Source organism: Paenarthrobacter sp. TRD_SC_7, assembly GCF_056156245.1.
Map to the genome: position 1 here is coordinate 2,084,332 of NZ_CM149587.1, position 18,562 is coordinate 2,102,893.

The window sequence follows — 18,562 nt, forward strand, 5'->3', positions numbered from 1 at the left end:
CCAACCCACTGTCATCGTTCCCGTGCGGTGCGCCGTCCTGGCCGGCAGGTAACACCCGCGGCGGAACCGTCCCACACCATAGACTGGGGTGCATGACCGAGCAGAACAACGCCCTCCCTGATGACGCCGATTCCTTCAACCCGGCAGCGAGCTCCTTGGCCGGTCAAGTGGACCGCGCCGTCATGGATGAGCTGCTGTCCATCCGGTCAAGCATCGACAACATTGACGCAACACTTGTATTCCTGCTCGCGGAACGGTTCAAGGCAACCCAGAAGGTGGGGATCCTGAAGGCCACGCACAAGCTTCCCGCTGGAGATCCTGGCCGCGAGTCGGCGCAGATCGCCCGCCTGCGCCGGCTAGCCGAGGACGCGCACCTTGATCCGGCCTTCGCAGAGAAATTCCTTAACTTCATCATCAGCGAAGTGATCCGCCACCACGAGGCAATCGCCGAGGATCACCAGATTTCCAGCCAGCAGGCCTGATCCGTGACGGAATTGGATAACTTGCGCGCCAGCGCCACTGCACTGGGGCCGTGGCCCGGAAGCGATCCCGCGGAAGCAACCCGAATTATTCGTGGCGAATTGGGAAACCCCCACCTTCCGTTCCTTCCCGAACTACCTGACCGCGGGGTGGGCGCGGATGCCGTTGGCCGGACAGGCTCCCTGCTGGTTGACCTGGCAATTGACGTCCAACCGCACGGCTGGCGCCTGGTGGACAGGCCGGGGAAAGACGCTCAGCGCGCCCGCTCGGCGCTAATGACGGACATCAACATTTTGGCCGACATCGCAGGCGCCGAGGACGTTTCCGCAACGGAGCTCAAGATCCAGTTGTTGGGCCCCATGAGCCTTGCCGCGAATCTTCACCTGCACAACGGCGAACGGGCACTTCTGGACTACGGCGCCCGCCGCGACATTGCCGAATCCTTGGCTGCCGGCGTCGGAGAGCACCTCAGACGCGTCTTCGCGGCCGTCCCGGGCGCCAAACTGGTGGTTCAGATTGACGAGCCGGACATCGCCTCGGTCATGGCCGGGACCATCCCGACGGCGAGTGGTTACCGAACGTTGCGGTCCATTTCCGGCGAGGAAGTGACAGGGGCATGGCGGGTGGTGATCGAGGCTCTTAAGGCTGCGGGCGCCGTCGAAACCGTGGTCTCAGTACCCGAGATTGAAGCGCCCATCGAGCGGATCCTCGCCGCCGGAGCAGATGGCGTCGCCGTGCCCCTTAGGGCCCTGACCAGCCGCCAGTGGGAGCAGCTGGCTGCTGCTGTCGAGGACGGAAAACGCCTGTGGGCCGGTGCGCTGTCCACCAGCGACCCGCAGACGCAACTGCCACGCACGGCTGATCTTGTTGAAAGCATCTGGAAGCCATGGCGCCAGCTTGGCCTGCGTGCTTCGGGCTTGGCAGGGCTCCGCGTCACTCCCTCCACCGGGTTAGCAGGCTTCAAGCCTTCAACGGCCAAGGACGTGCTGAAGAAACTCACACAAGTGGCTGACGGACTTGACCAGCTGGCTCAGGGCTGACTGCAGGAACATCAAACTCTCTCTTCCCAGCGGTCTGGTTCCGCGTAACGGGGGAGCATAGTACCGGAGATGGCTCCTGGCAGATACGGTGCCAATCGGTAGTTGAAGCGTCCTGCATACACAAGCACCAAGCCGATCTGTGGCTGGATGACCTTGACCTGGATGCGGTGCTTGCCCTCTGCGCTGTCCCACCACTGTTCGGCGTACGCACGTGCGTCGAGTGCTGCCGGCAACGGTATCCGCAGGGGTCCAAGGAACAGCCTGCTGTCCCTGGATACACCACGGAGCCGGCCCTCCGGGGTAACACTGACGTCCAAGTCCGTGACCATGCGGCGATAACGGCCCACGTGGTCCACCAAGCGGGCATTCCGATCTTCCCGGGTCGAAGGGATGGCGCTCGTCGTATCGTGGAAAAGCCGTGTACCCGACGGAAAGTAGATCTCCCGACGAGCGGTCAGGGCGGGGCGCCCGAAGGGATCCACATGGGCGTGGTTTTCAATCCGGAACGGGATGCCCTCACCGTATTCGGGGAAGAAAGCCTCCTCGCTTCCCGTAAGTGCGAGAAACGGCCGCAGCCACTTCTGCCGGCAACCCACTACGTCAAAGATTCCTTCGCCAATTCCGTACCTGCCGGAGCCGGCCGCCAACGAAAAATACTCCTGGAGCTCTGGGGTAAGCCTGGTGAACTCATCACCGAGTGCAAGCTGGTAGATGGGTATATTCATGGCGGTCCTTCCTTGTACCTGGAACTAAAGCCTGGAACTAAAGCCGCCCGGCTGCTTTGAGTCGGATGTACGTGTCAGCTAACAGGGGCGGAACATCGTGGGGTTCGGCGTCCACCACTTCGGCTCCGAGCTGCCGGAGTTGCGCCGTAACCGCGGAGCGCTCCAACAGGGCGCGTTCGGCGGCTGACGCACGGAAAACCTGGCTTGCCGTGGTTCTCTCTTCTTTCATGGCAGAAAGCATGGGATCCCGAACCGATGCCACCACCACAACGTGCTGGCGGGACAATTGGGCCACAGTGGGGAGGAGCCCTTCCTCGGGGGCGCCGCCGTCGAGTGCTGTCAACAGCACCACCAGCGAGCGGTGCGCTGAGACGGCCCGCACCTGCCCCGGAATCTGCTGCCAATCCAGTTCGATCAGTTCAGCTTCCAAGGGTGCCATGGCCTGGACGAGCTGACCCAGCAGATTGCCCTTTGATGCCGACTCCACCCGTGCGCGGAGCCGTCGGTCGTAGGCGAGGAAGTCCACGCGGTCGCCTCCGCGTTCGGCCAGCACGGCGAGTAGCAGCGCCGCCTCAATTCCGGTATCGAGCCGCGGTTCATCCCCGATTCTGGCAGCCGCTGTTCGTGACGTATCAAGCACGACGACCACACGCCGGTCACGCTCCGGGCGCCATGTCCGTACCACTACGGATGTCCGGCGCGCGGTGGCGCGCCAGTCGATGGACCGGACATCGTCACCGCGGACGTAGTCGCGTAGTGAGTCGAATTCGGTACCCGCCCCACGGATCTGCACGGCAGCCTTGCCATCCAGTTCCCTGAGCTTCCGGAGTTTGGAGGGCAGATGGCGTTTCGAGTGGAACGGCGGCAGGACCCGCAGCTGGCCGGGGAGGACGCGGGTCCGCTGCCTGGCCGCCATGCCCAGAGGCCCCAATGATCGGATCGTCACGTGCGGGCTTTTGAGGTCGCCACGGCGATGGGGTACCAGAGTGACGGTCATGCGGCGACGCTCGCCGGGCGGGACTACAAGAGCCTGTGAAGGGTTGACCGCACCTGAGGAAGGCTGCCACGCATCCCTTACCTCGGCCCGCAGCTTGCGCCGGGTGGGGTTGGTCACGGTTACAACAGAGTCCACACTGCCCTCAAGCGTCACGTTGCCGGGTTCCATGCGATGCAGGGTAAGTTTTCCGGGCGATGCCGCCACCACAAGATCCACGACCAGCACAAGGAGCAGGCCCGCGCCCACGAACAAGACGGTACTCCACGCGGGAAACACCACCAGGGGTACCAGGCCCAGAAGGGCCAGCAATACGAAACGACCAGTTATGGCCACTTAGGCCCCCTCAGCCAAGGCTGGTCCGGAAATCACCGCGGCACCGGAACGGACGCGAGGATGCTGCCCAGGACATCGTCCACTTGGATGCCGTCCATCTGGGCTTCCGGCCGCAGGCCCACCCTGTGCCGAAGGCACGGCAACGACAACGCCTTGACATCGTCCGGAGTGACGAAGGACCTGCCGGACAACCATGCCCATGCTTTGGAAGTGTTGAGCAGCGCGGTGGCCCCACGAGGCGAAACGCCCAGTTGGAAAGAAGGCGCAGACCTCGTAGCACGCACAACGTCAACGATGTATGCGAGGATCTCCGGGGCAACGGCCACTTGCGCGACAGCCGCTTGGGCGTTGGAAAGTTCGACGGCGCCCGCCACCGGCCGTACACCGGCTGCGGACAGGTTTCGGGGATCAAAGCCGCTGGCGTGGCGTCGGATTACCTCGATTTCCTCGGCCCGTCCGGGCAGGGGCATGGTCAGCTTGAGGAGGAACCGGTCCAGTTGGGCCTCGGGCAATGGATAGGTGCCTTCGTACTCCACGGGGTTCTGGGTGGCCGCCACAATGAACGGACTCGGAAGCGGACGGGACACACCATCCACGGAAACCTGGCGTTCTTCCATCGCTTCCAGGAGTGAGGCCTGGGTCTTCGGCGGGGTCCGGTTAATCTCGTCGGCCAGCATGATGTTCGTGAACACTGGGCCCTCGCGGAAAGTGAACTCGGACGTATGCGCGTCATAAATCAATGATCCCGTGACGTCACCGGGCATGAGGTCCGGAGTGAACTGAACACGCTTGGTATTCAGGCTCAGTGCAGTAGACAAGGCCCTCACCAGGAGGGTCTTGGCTACACCAGGAACACCCTCCAGAAGAACATGCCCACCGCAGAGCAGGGCGATGAGCATTCCAGTCACGGTCGGGTCCTGACCGACCACAGCCTTGCCCACCTCCGTCCTGACACTCAGCAGCGACTGTCGGGCCGGGTCCTCACTTGGATGGCGCCGCCCGTTTTCTGCCTGCCCGGCTCCTTGGGGTGCAGCATGCTGGCTTGCAGCTTGTTGGGGCGCATCTTGCTGCGATTCATGCGGCTGGGGCGTCGTACCGCCCGCGTAGTGGCTGTTGCTGTCCGTGTAGCTGTTCGGCTGGCTGCTCATCGGGAGGTCGCCTCCTGTTCGATTTGTTCGATCTGTTGTGCCCACTGCACCAGTTGTCCTTCGTTTTCCGGCATGAAGTCGATCAGGACGGAGCGGACCTCCGGGGCTGCTCCCACCACATGGCGGGCTGTGGCGTCCGCTATCGCTCCGGGGGCGGCGTCAGCTCCGAGGTTGAAGTGCCGAGCCAATCGGGCCAGGGTTCCTGCCCTCAAGTTCTCGGCGGCACGCCCCACAGCCCGCGAATCCTGGTAGAGGCGTGCCCGGCCTTCTGCTGTTTCAGCGGCTTTGACAATTACGGGCAGCGGCTCGAAGACCAAGGGGCCCATGCGCCGGCCTCGCCATGCGATGACCAGGAGGGCCACGAAGCCCAACCAGGGGCCGGCGAATGCCAGCCATCGGGGAGCAAGCTCGTTCAGGGTGGGACTCGAATTGGCGGCGGAGATGTCTGCGACGCCCGGGAGGTACCACACGAGGTCCGCGTTGTTTCCCAAGGTTCGGAGGGTGAGGGCGGCATTGCCCTCCGTGGCGAGGTGTTGATTGTCCAAAATTTCCCTGCTGCCCAGGACTATGACCCGCCCATCGGCTGATGCAGCGTACAACCCCGGTCCGTCCTCACGGGTGGGATAACAAACTACGGGCCCTGAAAAGACGGATCCCTGTGCGGACAGCCGGCCCGCTACCCTGGCATCTTCCTGGTCACAGCCGGGTTCGATTGCTTGTGTTGCTTCTGGAACCACCCCGCCGGGCCGGATCCCTTGATCCAGACCGTTGAGTGTCCTCAGCCGTGGAGTAACCACCACAACACGATCTGCTGCGGCAGTGATCTCCTCCAGCTGGGACCGGTCAAGAAAGCCCTGCGCGTCAAAGAGGAGGACTGTGGCTTCCTCTTTGCCTGATAACGCTTCCAAGGTGTCCTCGAGCGAGTCTGTTGGCGTGACAGACACACCGTGGCGCCCGAGGATTTCGGCTACCGCCATGGCTCCATCCGGTGCTGGATTCCGCGCGGACAACCGTCGGGAATCGGTTGCGCCAGCCATGCTGTTGATGGCCAGATAGGTCACCAAACCAGCAAGCAGGGCAGCGAGGGCAATCCACACCTGGTGTTTCCGGAACCAGGCTTTGAAACCCTGCCCCGCGGACAGCCCTTCGGGAGCGGCATCGTCGCGGCGCAGGGTTTTCCTGTCCACCGTCGTTGTCATCGGGGCACCGCGAATCCGGCAAGGGCCTGTCCTGCGAAGTCAGGTTTCAGCGCAAGAAGGTCAGCATCCAGCCGGCGGACGGACTCGTAGTCCGCCCGCGTTGCAGCCTGCTCGCCGTAGCGCACGGCGTCGAAAACACCAGCAGCGGCGAGCAACCCGGCTTGTGCTACACCAAAGACCTGGCCCAGTTGACCGGCCGCTTCGTCTGCCGTCCTGCCGGCGCGAACATCAATGATGTCCCGTTCTTCGGCCGATCGAACAAGAGCGCGAAACTGATCGACGACGGCGGCAGGCCAGTTGCCGCCGTCGGCTGCAGTTGCCGCCCTCCTCCGGTAGCCCTCGGCGTCAACAGTATTGTCTTCGCCAAAAAGGTCTCCGGGCTTTGTTGTTCTCCGGGCGTTCAGCCTTGGCCGAACGATGACGATGGCCGCGATGATGAGCGCCAAAGCCAGAACCACGATCAACGGAACGGCAAGGTTGGGTCCGTTGCCTGGTCCATCACCTTCCAACGACGCCAGCCAATCCAGGAAATCGCGCCACATCTGGTCCAGCCAGCCGGGCCTCGCGTCCGGATACCGGGGGTTGGAAAGCTCCTCAGCGGCCCATCGGCGGGCTTCGTCGCGGTCCGGCATCACAGGCGGTTCCTTCAAAGCCAGTGACGCAGCCACGTCAGTTGGGGCTACCCTCATGCCGGAGGCTGCTGCCCGGGGGGAGCGGACGGGAACTGTCCGCCGTTCGGTGGCCAGACGTTGCTTCGGGGCAAGGTGGAGGTCCGGCCGGGTATTCCGTCCGGATCGGCACCGGTTTCCAACAGCCGCATCAACTCAACGTCCAAGCCTTCGCGACGCATTCGAAGGTCCATATAGATCAAGCTCGAAACGGATGCTTGAAAGGCAAAGGTCACGGACCCCACCAACGCCCCGATCGCCGTGGAGATAACGGTGGTCAGAACCAACGTGGAGGTCATCGACTCGGGATCCGGGTGGGGAGCAACTACTGAACCGATGGCAGCAGAGGCCAAGGACACAGGAATTTGGACAATTTGAGCGATGACTCCCACCATGATGGCCACCACCAGCGTGATGCCGAAGATGCGCCACCAATTATTCTTGGTCAATCGCCAGGACCGGAGCATTCCGTCGTAAACGCCGGTCTGCTCCACCACGATGGCGGCAGGTGCAAGCATCAACTTCAGGCCGATCCAAACGAAGACCACAACGGAACCGAGCCCCAGGGGCAGGACGATCAGCAAGGCGGCAGGCCCCAAGGCCGTAAATAACAAGATCGCAATCCCGATCACCGCGGCAGCGGCGAGCAGGCCACCCAGCGTGAGCAGAGCGGCGACGCCAAGGAGCGGCAGGATTCTCGGGCCCGCAAGCTTCCACATCTGTTTGAAGCCTGTGCGCCGGTTCAGAACCGACCGGGAGACGGGTACAACCAAAACTCCTTGGAGCACGGATCCCAGGAATCCGATCAGCACGGAAACGCCCAGGGTGCCAGCCATGATGGCAAGGAATGGGCCCATCGCATCGGCAAACTCTGCCTCTGAACTGACGGATTCAAGGGACGTCGACAGCTGGAACATTCCCACCGTGACGATGCCAATGAAGATTGCCCCAATGGCTTGTACGATCAGCGCGGAGCCAAACATGGACGCAGCATTGCGGCGGATCGTCTGGAAAGAACCATCCAGAATCTCGCCGAACTGCAACGGACGCAGGGGAATGACTCCGGGCTTGGGGGGAGCGACATAGAGGGGCTGTCCATAGGGAGGCCCGGGAGGCCAGCCCGGAGCAGGTTGGCCTTGAGGGTTTTGCCCACCACTCTGCGGGGCGGCCCATGCCGGGGGCCCTCCCCACTGCGGTTGGTTGCCCCACTGCGGTTGGTTGCCCCACTGCGGTTGGTTGCCCCAGGCCGGCTGACCGCCCGGCGGTAGATTCTGGCCGTGCTCTGGTTGTGACACGATTTCCTCCCCATAAGATCCGGCCCGCCGACTCCCGACGTCCCCCATACGGACCTTCGCACCCAGCCTATAGTCCCGTCGTCGTCCCTCATAGCCTGCCGCCCGGGATGCCTTCCCGGGGCGCGGGCACGGCAGGGTGCAGTACGGTGGAAGTGCCCTTGGGACGCCATGCCGTGCGCCGCGCCCAACGGGACAAAGACTTGGCGATAAGGGAATATATAACTATGAAGGCACGCATTCTGGTAGTTGACGACGACGAAGCACTCGCAGAGATGATTGGCATCGTCCTGCGCAACGATGGCTTCGAGCCGGTGTTCTGCGCAGACGGCGGCCAGGCTCTGGAGGTCTTCCGCTCCTCGAAGCCGGATCTCGTGCTGCTGGACCTGATGCTTCCGGGCTCCGACGGGATAGAGGTATGCCGGCAGATCCGTGGCGAGTCGGACGTTCCCATCGTCATGCTCACCGCGAAGTCGGACACCTCAGATGTAGTTCGCGGGCTTGAATCCGGTGCCGATGATTATGTGCCCAAGCCCTTCAAGCCCGCTGAACTTGTAGCCCGCGTACGTGCGCGGTTGCGGCCGGGCGACCAGAAGGCTCCCGAGACCCTCCGCATTGCCGACGTGACCATTGACGTCGCAGGTCACTTGGTGACCCGTGGCGGAGAGCGCATCTCGTTGACACCCCTTGAATTTGATCTCTTGGTTGCGCTGGCTCGTAAGCCGTGGCAGGTGTTCACACGCGAGCTGCTCCTTGAGCAGGTCTGGGGATACCGCCACGCCGCTGACACCCGGCTGGTCAACGTTCACGTCCAGCGTCTGCGCTCCAAGATTGAACGCGATCCGGAAGCGCCCGAGGTCGTTTTGACGGTGCGTGGTGTCGGATATAAAGCAGGTTCCTGAGTCCCCGGTCGGCAAGGCCGGCGCGGCAGGCAGGGGTTCGGGTCCCGAAATTCCCGATCCGGCCGGTGTCCAGCAGGTGACCCCGGCACCGTCAGAGTCCCCGGAAGCGTCCCTTGAGGAATCCTCCCGGGGGGTCAGGAACCTGCCGTGGATCCTGTTCCGGGCACGGATTTGGACACGACGCGGCCTTATCCTGGTCCTTCGTGTTTCGCGACTCGTGTCTATCGGCGTGCGGCAGATCAGGCCAGGACTGCGCATCGTTTGGCGCTCATTGTTGCGGCGCTGGCGGCGCTCCTTGGAGTTCCGTACAGTCCTGACCACATTGCTGCTCGCCGTGACGTCGTTCGCGATTGTTGGCGCGTACTTGTCCAACCAGATCGCCAACAACCTCTTCCAGGAGCGGTTGGCGCAGGCGGAATCCGAGTCGCGCTTCAACGTCAAGCAAGTCCAGGACACGTTCGACGGCGCGCAGGTCACCGACCAGTCAAGTGTCATCACTTTGGTCTATGACACGTTGACTGCCGTGGAGGGCCGGGGCTCGGTAATCCAGCGTAGATATGTCTTCGAAGCGGCGCCGGAACAAACCAAGCCACGTAACCGCTGGGTTGAGTCGCGCGCTTCGGACCAGCTGACCGTTCGCGTCATTCCCCCGGAGCTGCGTAAGGCCGTTCAAAGCGGTGGCAAGCAGCAGTTCTGGGCTTCCACGCAGTTCCCGGTGGGCAATGAGGACAGGCCTGGTATTGCTGTTGGGAATATGGTCACCTTCAACGGAACGGCCTACGAGCTTTACCTGATTTACGACCTCAACACCGCCCAGCAAACACTGGACGAGATCCAGAACGTCCTATGGGCAGGCGGTGTGGCACTTGTCCTCATGATCGGTGCCATTGCCTGGTACGTGACGCGCAACGTCGTCAGTCCCGTAAGCCATGCGGCCGTCGTATCGGAAAAGCTCGCGGCCGGCCAGCTACAGGAACGCATGGTGGTCAAGGGAGAAGACGAGGTGGCGAGATTGGGCGCGTCCTTCAACCATATGGCCGCCAGCCTCCAGGAGCAGATAACCCAATTGGCCACGTTGTCGCAGATGCAACAACGCTTTGTCTCCGATGTGTCCCACGAACTGCGCACGCCGCTCACCACGGTACGCATGGCAGCCGAGGTCCTGTTCGAAGCACGGGAGGATTTCGATCCCATGAACAAGAGATCGGCGGAGTTGCTCTATCACCAGGTTGAGCGTTTCCAGTCGCTGCTTTCGGATCTGCTCGAAATTTCACGGTTTGACGCGGGTGCTGCCGTCCTTGATGCGGAACCTCAAGACATTTTCCAGGTGCTCTCGCACGTTGTGGAAGGTGCGGCTCCTGTGGCAGCGGAGTACGGGTCGGAAGTCCGGCTGAACGCGCGGCAGAAGAGCATCATTGTCGAAATGGATTCCCGCAGGATCGACCGCATTCTCCGCAATTTGCTGCTTAACGCGTTGGAACACGGCGAGGGCAGACCAGTCCATATATCGGTTGCGGCCAACCACGAGGCTGTAGCGGTGTCCGTAAGGGACCACGGCATCGGGATGACCCAAGCTGAGGCAGCCAGGGTCTTCGACCGCTTCTGGCGGGCGGACCCCGCGCGGGCCCGGACCACCGGAGGAAGCGGCCTGGGCCTCTCCATCGCGGCCGAGGACACCAAGCTTCACAACGGTTGGCTCCAGGCGTGGGGCCGAAAGGGATCCGGTTCCAATTTCCGGTTGACGCTGCCGCTGCGGCAAGGAGGCACTATTGTGAAGTCCCCGCTTCAACTGGAGCCTGCCGACATAGGATTCCCCGGGGGGCCAAGCGAACGGCAGATGCTCGTACTGGGCCCGGACTCCGGAGGCACTCCACAGCGGCCTCAGGCCGCAGGCGGGAAGCCTGTACCGAACGATGGAGGAGCGGGGGAGCTGCCGTGAGAACAGTCCGTCCCCGGCGTACAAGGACCGTCGTCGCGTTGTTGGCTGTGCTGGTTCTCATGCTGGCTTCCTGCGCGCAGATTCCCCGCTCCGGACCTGTCGGCAAGAGCAAGGACGAAGGCGCCGGCAATCCCAATGCACCGGTCTTTTTTCCTGTTGGGCCGCGTGCAGGTTCAAGTCCGGAGACTGTGATCGAGGACTTCTACATGGCTGGCAGCGGCTATGAGGACGACTACCCTGTGGCACGTCAGTACCTGACGCAGGCTCAGTCGGTAACGTGGAAGCCTGACAAGCGGGCTATCGTCTTCCGTGAGGCACAAGTCGTCAGGTCATCGGGGGAGAACGAATACCTCTACGAACTCGACCTCGCCTATTCGGTGGATGCTGACGGCGTTGCAACACAGTTCCCGCCGGGTACCAAGGAAACCATTCCGGTAACGCTCGAGCAGGTGGAAGGAGAATGGCGGATCTCCAAGGTGCCGGATGGTACCGCCATCCCGGAGGAGACGTTCAAGGTTATCTACGGGGCAAATCCCATCTATTTCTATGACCCCACGTTCACCTACGCAGTGCCGGACTACCGTTGGTTCATCAAGAAGAACACAGTCAAGTCCATGACCAGCGCCCTGCTTGCCGGCCCCGCTCCTTATCTGCGTGGGGCAGTGGTCAGTGCTTTCCCATCCGGGATGAAGCTCGCGCGCGAATCCGTTCCCGTTGTCTCTGGCGCAGCGCAGGTGGACCTCTCTGCCAAGGAGCTGTTTGACGCTTCTGCCGAGGACCGCCAGAGGATGCAAAACCAGCTGGCACTGACCTTCCGTAGCCAGCCCGATGTCATCAACGTTCAACTTCGAGCGGACCAGGACTTGGTACGTGTGGAAGACAACGGCACCGTATTGCCGCCGGTACTGGACAAAAGTGTTCCTGCCCGCCAAATAGCTGTAAACAACGGCGATTTGGTGCGCTACGAGAACAACAGGGTCACACCGCTGCCGGACATACAATCGGTTGCCGGGCTGGGACCGCACTCGCCCGCTGAATCGCCGGTCTCTCAAACGGCCGCGTTCCTCAACGGCGATAAAACCACCCTCTACTCCATCGAACCGGGGCAACCCGCGCGACAACTGACCACCAGAAGCACCCTCACCGGTCCTTCTTTCAGCCCGAACGATTGGGTGTGGACAGCGGGTCCGGGCGCCAATGGGGCCGCCGAGGTCGTGGCTTACAAGCCCACAGGCATCGCACCCGGTGCCACAATTCCCAGCGTCACCATGACTCCGGCCTGGCTGACGGGACGAACAGTCAAGGACTTCAGGGTCTCCCGGGAGGGGACCAGGGCGGTAGTCATTTCAGAGGCAAACGGTAAGTCCACCGTGCAGATTACGGGAGTAGTCCGGAACCCCGACGGCGTTCCAAAGGACCTGACTCTTCCCGTCACACTGCTCAGCAATACCGCGGCTGATCAAGGTGCCTGGGTCAACGGCTCAACGGTGGTGGTGATGTCCGGCTCGGCTACTTCAACGGTGGTTCCGGAGCTGCTGTCACTGGCATCCGGTGAACCGCAGCAACTGGCCCCTTGGGATGGGCTGACCAGCCTCAGCGCTGGAAATGGGGCGGAGCAAATCTACGGACAGTCGTCGGCCGGCATCTTCCAACGCGTCGGAAACGGTTGGGAGCTTCAGCTCAAAGGACCTACAGAACCGGCTTTCCCGGGTTGACCTCGCTGTGAGCAGCTTCATCCCCGTTCTCCACATAGCGTGCAGCGTTCCTTCTGCCGGGGATACCGTACCGTCAGGCTGTCAGGGTGACCTATTTCGTCCTCGGCTCATGGCTCCGTACATTGAAGATCCGGCGCCACTTCGATCCCGACCTTTATAACCCGGAACCTGCCGGAGCGCGTCGTCGTGGCCCGGACCGACACAGAACCGGCCGGGTCATCGCCGCACTGCAGGGGGCAGTGGTTGAGCTGCTGACTGTGCTGATTCCCGTCGACTGTGTCTGCTGTGAGATGGAAGATACGGTACTTTGCGGCAATTGCGCAAAAAGAGTCCGTCAGCTGTGCAGGCAGCCGTTTCGGGCCGAGCAGGAGTCGCCCGCTTTGGTTGATGTCGATGGAACAGCGAAGATCGGCGTGGTAGCAGCGGGGCCTTACCGGGATGAGCTGGCGCGGTGCCTACTCTCCTTCAAGCATCATGGTCAATGGCGCCTTGCGTCTGTTCTGGCTCCCTGCCTTGGCAAGGCCGTGGAGACTGCCCTCGGTGGCCGGGCCGGCTACTGCCTTGTCCCCGTTCCCAGTAGCGGTAAGGCATACCGCAGGCGCGGATTCAGCCCGGTACATCTTCTGCTCTTTTTCATGCGCATGCGCCGGATGCTGCCACTTTGCCCAATCGTTGATGTGCTGGAGAAAACGGGGGAGTCACCTCTGTTTATGGCAAGCCCCCAATCCGTGCGAAGAATGGCCGCCTGGCTTTTTGACGAGGTGTCGGGCCGTGGACCCGTGGATCATGGAGGCGGAGGCCAAAAGGGGCTGGGAAGAGGTGAACGCGCTCGTCGGGTCCGAGGATCCATGAGGGTACGGCGACTACGGACCAAAGAGCTAAGGGACAGGAGATGCATCCTGGTTGACGATGTCCTCACCACGGGGGCCACCCTCGCCGAGGCAGCACGGGCGGTCACTGCTGCTGGCGGCTTGGTCTCCGGCGCTGTTGTCCTCGCGGCCACGAGGCCACCAGCCTACGCTTCCATAGCTGCCAAGGACGACCCCCATGCAGTCATTAAGACTCAATCAAAAAATAAGTGGCTAAAGGATGAATAACGGGTGGCGATGAACTAACGTCGGTTGTGGGTACCAAGAACAGATGTACCTGTCGATAGCGGCTCGGAAAGGGGCTCGACTGTCCGTCAGACAAGCCCCCAACAGCGCCGTTGTCGTGTCACCTGAGTTATTTGGAGGGCACCATGGAGTTCATGATCAGCGGACGAAATCTGACAGTTTCTGACCGCTTTCGCGAATATGCCGGCGAAAAAATCTCAAAGATTGAATCGCTGGGGGATAAGGTCCAGCGGGTTGACGCCAAGGTTTCCAAGGAAACCAATCCCAGGCAGACGCCTGGCGAACTCACCGTTGAAGTGACTGTCCTGGGCCGAGGCCCCGTTATCCGTGCCGAGGCCACAGCCGCTGACAAGTTTGCTGCCTTCGATCTCGCGTACAACAAGCTGCTTGAGAGGCTTCGTCGTGCGAAGGACCGCAAGAAGGTGCACCACGGCCGCCACACGCCTAAGGCAGTGCGGGAAGCTACGGCAACACTTGAGCCAGCCAGTGCTAGTGAGCCGCTTTACGTAGAGGCCAGCAACCATCAGGAGTCCGAGCCGCAGGCAGACGAGCGGTCACCCTATGACATCGAGAACGATATTCCGGCAGGTGATTCTCCCGTCTTGATCCGCCGGAAAGTTTTCCCCGCAGCATCGCTGACCCTTGATGACGCTGTGGATAACATGGAGCTCGTCGGACACAACTTCTACCTGTTCCTGGATAAGGAAACCAACGCACCATCGGTTGTTTATCGGCGCAGTGGCTGGACCTACGGTGTAATCACCCTCGACTCCACATGCGAGCCCGGCCAGGAAGCCGTGGAAGAAAAGATCCACGCCTACCGCTCCGATGATCAGGCCGCCACAGCCAAGTAAAGCCTCATCCTAAACACGAAGGGACTTCCATGACCGCTTCGCTGAGCCTGTCACAGGCACGGCGGATCGCATTGGCAGCTCAAGGATTGGCAAAGGTCCGGCCCACTGGCCCCGTGACTCCACGGGCGGTGGGCCGTACCTTTGCCCAACTCCAGCTTGTCCAGATCGATTCGGTTAACGTGGTGGCACGAAGCCACTACCTTCCGTTCTTTTCCCGGCTGGGTAACTACGATCCCCTCATCCTCCAGTCGATGGCCAGCCGCAATCCACGCAAAATGCTGGAGTACTGGGCACACGAGGCGAGCTTTATCCGCCCGGAGCACTTCCAGGACTTGCTGGTATGGCAAAAGCGCGCTTGGGTGGGAGCCCACCGTCTGGATCCGGCCGTACGCCAAGACATGGAGGACCGTATCCTGATGGCCCTCACCGCAGGACGCCCGATGACGGCATCCGAACTAACTGTAATGCTCGGACACGACGAAGACCCGGAACGTGATAACTGGGGTTGGAACTGGAACATCGTCAAGCGCGTGCTGGAGCACCTCTTCGAAGAAGGGCGGATATCCGCTGCTTCGCGGACCTCGCAATTTGAACGAAAGTACGCCCTGGCCTCAAGGGTTATTCCACACCTCACACCGTCCGAGGTCGATGCCGAAGCGTCCCTTGACCGTCTGATGGAAGCAGCCGCTCAAGCCCATGGCATTGGAACGGTGCGATGCTTCTCCGACTACTTCCGGACACCCTTGAAAGCAGGTGCAGATTCTGTCCGACGCTTGGTCCGGGCAGGCCGCCTTGAGCCTGTTGTGGTAAAGGGATGGGACAGGGAGACTTACAAGCATGTTGACGCCAGGCTGCCACGAAAGGCTGCGGGCCGGGCGCTGCTGAGCCCTTTCGATTCCTTGGTCTTCGAAAGGCGGCGGCTTGAGGAGCTGTTCGGATTCCACTACCGGATTGAGATCTACACCCCTGCCGCCAAGCGACGGTTCGGCTACTACGTTCTGCCGTTCCTACTCAGAGAGGACATCGTTGCCAGAGTGGACCTGAAAGCGGACCGTGCATCCGGTCAGCTCCTGGTGCGCTCCGCTTTTGGTGAGATAAACGCGCCGGCGGATACCGCCGTCGAACTTGCCGAAGAACTTAAGCTAATGGCTGCGTGGCTCGGCCTTCAGGAAGTGGTGGTGTGGCCGGTAGGGGACCTCGCCGGAGTGCTTTCCGAGGCAGTGGCAAAAGACGATGTTGCCCAAGGAAAACGCGTCCAGCCGAGCAGTCCGCTCAGAGGGGAACCCGGCAACGTGGCGCTGGTCTCTCCCGTAGACTGAAACAGCCAGAATTCGGCAGCATGAGACTGGGAGCAATTTCACGTGGCATCACTAATCGAAAAACTTCTCCGCACGGGTGACAAAAAGACACTCAAGACACTGCGGAACTATGCCGATTCCATCAATGCCCTGGAAGACACCTTCAAGTCCTTCTCGGACGCTGAAATCCGCGAGGAAACGGACCGGCTGAGGTCCCGCCACCAAGACGGCGAAACTCTGGAAGCTCTCCTCCCGGAAGCCTTCGCCGCTGTTCGCGAAGCCTCGTCCAGGACCTTGGGCATGCGGCACTTTGACGTGCAGCTCATGGGCGGCGCCGCCCTCCACCTGGGAAACATCGCGGAAATGAAAACGGGTGAAGGCAAGACCCTCGTTGCTACAGCGCCTGCCTACCTCAACGCGCTTTCGGGTAAGGGTGTCCACGTTGTCACCGTGAACGACTACCTTGCTGAGTACCAGTCCGAACTCATGGGCCGCGTGTACAGGTTCCTTGGTCTTACCAGTGGTTGCATCTTGTCCAACCAGGACCCCACCGTACGCCGGGAGCAGTACTCCGCTGACATTACGTACGGAACCAACAACGAATTCGGCTTCGATTACCTGCGCGACAACATGGCCTGGGACGCCAGCGAACTCGTGCAGCGCGGGCACAACTTCGCGATCGTGGATGAGGTCGACTCCATCCTGATCGACGAAGCACGTACTCCGCTGATTATTTCCGGTCCCGCGCAAGGTGACACCAACCGGTGGTACAGCGAATTTGCCAAAGTGGTCCTCCGCTTGCAGCCTGACGTTGACTATGAGGTCGATGAGAAGAAGCGAACCGTGGGCGTGCTGGAAGCGGGGATCGAAAAGGTAGAGGACTACCTCGGAATACAAAACCTCTACGAATCTGCCAATACACCGCTGATTGGCTTCCTCAACAATGCCATCAAGGCCAAAGAACTCTTCAAGCGGGACAAGGACTACGTCATCCTTGACGGCGAGGTCCTGATTGTTGACGAACACACCGGCCGTATCCTGGCCGGACGTCGCTACAACGAAGGCATGCACCAGGCCATTGAGGCCAAGGAAAATGTGGAGATCAAGGCAGAGAACCAGACTCTTGCCACAGTCACGCTGCAGAACTACTTCCGCATGTATTCGAAGCTTGCCGGCATGACGGGTACGGCCGAGACTGAAGCCGCAGAGTTCATGAGCACTTACAAGCTCGGCGTCGTACCCATCCCCACGAACCGCGACATGCAGCGCATTGACCAGCCGGACCTCGTCTACAAGAACGAGGTTGTGAAGTTCGATGCCGTCGTTCAAGACATTGCTGAACGACACGAGAGTGGCCAGCCTGTGCTGGTGGGTACCACTAGCGTTGAAAAGAGTGAGTATCTCTCCAAGCTCTTGGCCAAAGAAGGCATCCGGCACGAAGTCCTGAACGCCAAAAACCACGCAAGGGAAGCGTCCATCGTGGCGCAGGCCGGACGAAAAGGCGCGGTTACCGTGGCAACCAATATGGCGGGCCGAGGAACCGACATCATGCTTGGCGGCAACGCCGAATTTACTGCAATCGCCGAACTTGCCAAGCGCGGGCTTGATCCTGAGGAAAATTCAGACGAGTACGAGGCCGCATGGCCGGCGGCGCTTGCGGCAGCAAAACAGGCGGTCAAAGATGAACACGAAGAAGTTCTGGACCTTGGCGGACTCTACGTGCTTGGCACCGAGCGCCATGAATCCCGCCGGATCGACAACCAGTTGCGTGGACGTTCCGGACGTCAGGGAGACCCCGGCGAATCCCGGTTCTACCTCTCGCTGACAGATGACCTCATGAGATTGTTCAACTCAGGTGCGGCCGAACGGCTAATGAACAGTTCCGTGCCTGACGATGTTGCCCTTGAATCGAAGCTCGTTTCCCGTGCCATCGCATCGGCGCAAGGCCAAGTGGAGGGCCGCAACGCCGAGCAGCGCAAGAATGTTCTCAAGTACGATGACGTCCTCAACCGCCAGCGCGAAGCCATTTACGGCGACCGTCGTCGGATCCTTGAGGGCGATGATTTGCACGAAAAGGTCCAGTTCTTCCTGGAAGACACGATCAACTCACTTATTGATGCCGCTACTGCCGAGGGATCAGGCGACGACTGGGACTACAACCAGCTATGGGCAAACCTGAAGACGTTGTACCCGGCAACCGTAACTGCTCAGGAAATCATTGATGAAGCGGGCGGTAAGTCCAAAGTCACTGCGGAGTTCCTGAGGGAGGAAATCCTCTCGGACGCCCGGCTTGTTTACCAAGCACGCGAAGAGGCCATTGGCTCAGAAAGCATGCGTGAGCTCGAGCGCCGCGTTGTGCTATCGGTCCTTGGACGCAAGTGGCAGGAACACCTCTACGAGATGGACTACCTCAAGGAGGGAATTGGTCTCCGTGCAATGGCACAACGGGATCCCCTGGTGGAATACCAGCGCGAGGGGTTCGTGATGTTCCAGAGCATGATGGAAGCCATTCGTGAGGAGAGCATCGGTTTCCTCTATAACCTCGAAGTTGAAGTAACCCCCGCCGAAGACGTGGTAGTGGCGGACAGTTCTGCTGCTGGCGCTCACACTGAGCATCACGATCCGCAAATCCGGGCAGCAGGCCTCCAAGCGCCGGAAAAGCCGGCGCAATTGCAGTACACCGCCCCCGGCGAAGATGGGGCAACCCAGACACGCATTGAGGGTCGCGGCTCAGGTCGTTCCGGGAATCCTGCTAAAGCGGCAAGCCAGGATCAGCGCAAACAGGCCAAGAAGAAGCGCCGCTGAACCGATTCCCTAACGCGGTAATGAAAGGGTGGACCTTGGGCTGATCGCCCGG

Annotated in this window: 15 protein-coding genes; 9 read left to right on the plus strand and 6 right to left on the minus strand. The window is 61.2% G+C overall.

Translation table 11 applies throughout. From position 1 onward, the window contains the following. The first annotated feature begins 92 nt into the window (after positions 1-92). The gene (locus tag AC0J5Z_RS10100; protein ID WP_054808477.1) at positions 93-482 is read left to right on the plus strand and encodes a chorismate mutase; all 390 of its coding nucleotides are present in this window, start codon (positions 93-95) and stop codon (positions 480-482) included. A 3-nt stretch (positions 483-485) separates the two neighbouring features. Next, a complete protein-coding gene (locus AC0J5Z_RS10105) occupies positions 486-1,520 on the plus strand; it encodes a uroporphyrinogen decarboxylase/cobalamine-independent methonine synthase family protein (protein ID WP_475038936.1) in 1,035 nt (344 codons plus the stop codon). Positions 1,521-1,531: 11 nt separating this feature from the next. Here AC0J5Z_RS10105 and AC0J5Z_RS10110 read toward each other — a convergent pair whose 3' ends face one another. From AC0J5Z_RS10110 to AC0J5Z_RS10135, 6 genes are read right to left on the minus strand one after another with little or no spacing between them, the layout of a single operon-like run. Next, positions 1,532-2,245 (minus strand): DUF4166 domain-containing protein, encoded by a 714-nt coding sequence (locus AC0J5Z_RS10110; protein ID WP_475038937.1) that lies wholly within the window; start codon positions 2,243-2,245, stop codon positions 1,532-1,534. A 37-nt stretch (positions 2,246-2,282) separates the two neighbouring features. Next, positions 2,283-3,575: a DUF58 domain-containing protein gene (locus tag AC0J5Z_RS10115; protein ID WP_475038938.1), complete on the minus strand. Its 1,293-nt coding sequence runs from the start codon at positions 3,573-3,575 to the stop codon at positions 2,283-2,285. Between the two features lie 32 nt (positions 3,576-3,607). Then, complete coding sequence (locus tag AC0J5Z_RS10120) at positions 3,608-4,723, minus strand: AAA family ATPase (protein ID WP_475038939.1); 1,116 nt, start codon at positions 4,721-4,723, stop codon at positions 3,608-3,610. Then, complete coding sequence (locus AC0J5Z_RS10125) at positions 4,720-5,922, minus strand: DUF4350 domain-containing protein (protein ID WP_475038940.1); 1,203 nt, start codon at positions 5,920-5,922, stop codon at positions 4,720-4,722. The genes AC0J5Z_RS10120 and AC0J5Z_RS10125 overlap by 4 nt, the downstream gene beginning before the upstream one ends. After that, positions 5,919-6,611 carry a DUF4129 domain-containing protein gene (locus AC0J5Z_RS10130; RefSeq protein ID WP_475038941.1) on the minus strand — a complete coding sequence of 231 codons (693 nt, stop codon included), beginning with the start codon at positions 6,609-6,611 and terminating at the stop codon, positions 5,919-5,921. The genes AC0J5Z_RS10125 and AC0J5Z_RS10130 overlap by 4 nt, the downstream gene beginning before the upstream one ends. After that, positions 6,608-7,885 (minus strand): DUF7847 domain-containing protein, encoded by a 1,278-nt coding sequence (locus tag AC0J5Z_RS10135; RefSeq protein WP_475038942.1) that lies wholly within the window; start codon positions 7,883-7,885, stop codon positions 6,608-6,610. The genes AC0J5Z_RS10130 and AC0J5Z_RS10135 overlap by 4 nt, the downstream gene beginning before the upstream one ends. 224 nt (positions 7,886-8,109) lie before the next feature. Between AC0J5Z_RS10135 and mtrA the strand changes: the two genes are divergently transcribed. From mtrA to secA, 7 genes are all read left to right on the plus strand, one after another. Next, a complete protein-coding gene (gene mtrA / locus AC0J5Z_RS10140; protein WP_014922244.1) occupies positions 8,110-8,784 on the plus strand; it encodes an MtrAB system response regulator MtrA in 675 nt (224 codons plus the stop codon). Next, complete coding sequence (gene mtrB, locus AC0J5Z_RS10145) at positions 8,756-10,723, plus strand: MtrAB system histidine kinase MtrB (protein ID WP_475038943.1); 1,968 nt, start codon at positions 8,756-8,758, stop codon at positions 10,721-10,723. The genes mtrA and mtrB overlap by 29 nt, the downstream gene beginning before the upstream one ends. After that, positions 10,720-12,438 (plus strand): LpqB family beta-propeller domain-containing protein, encoded by a 1,719-nt coding sequence (locus AC0J5Z_RS10150; protein ID WP_475038944.1) that lies wholly within the window; start codon positions 10,720-10,722, stop codon positions 12,436-12,438. Before mtrB ends, AC0J5Z_RS10150 begins: the two co-directional genes overlap by 4 nt. Positions 12,439-13,286: 848 nt before the next feature. Continuing rightward, positions 13,287-13,535 (plus strand): phosphoribosyltransferase, encoded by a 249-nt coding sequence (locus AC0J5Z_RS10155; RefSeq protein WP_475038945.1) that lies wholly within the window; start codon positions 13,287-13,289, stop codon positions 13,533-13,535. 143 nt (positions 13,536-13,678) lie between these two features. Continuing rightward, the gene (gene hpf, locus AC0J5Z_RS10160) at positions 13,679-14,407 is read left to right on the plus strand and encodes a ribosome hibernation-promoting factor, HPF/YfiA family (protein ID WP_475038946.1); all 729 of its coding nucleotides are present in this window, start codon (positions 13,679-13,681) and stop codon (positions 14,405-14,407) included. A 29-nt stretch (positions 14,408-14,436) separates the two neighbouring features. After that, the gene (locus AC0J5Z_RS10165) at positions 14,437-15,726 is read left to right on the plus strand and encodes a winged helix-turn-helix domain-containing protein (protein WP_475038947.1); all 1,290 of its coding nucleotides are present in this window, start codon (positions 14,437-14,439) and stop codon (positions 15,724-15,726) included. Positions 15,727-15,768: 42 nt separating this feature from the next. Then, the gene (secA, locus tag AC0J5Z_RS10170) at positions 15,769-18,510 is read left to right on the plus strand and encodes a preprotein translocase subunit SecA (RefSeq protein ID WP_475038948.1); all 2,742 of its coding nucleotides are present in this window, start codon (positions 15,769-15,771) and stop codon (positions 18,508-18,510) included. Positions 18,511-18,562 lie beyond the last annotated feature (52 nt).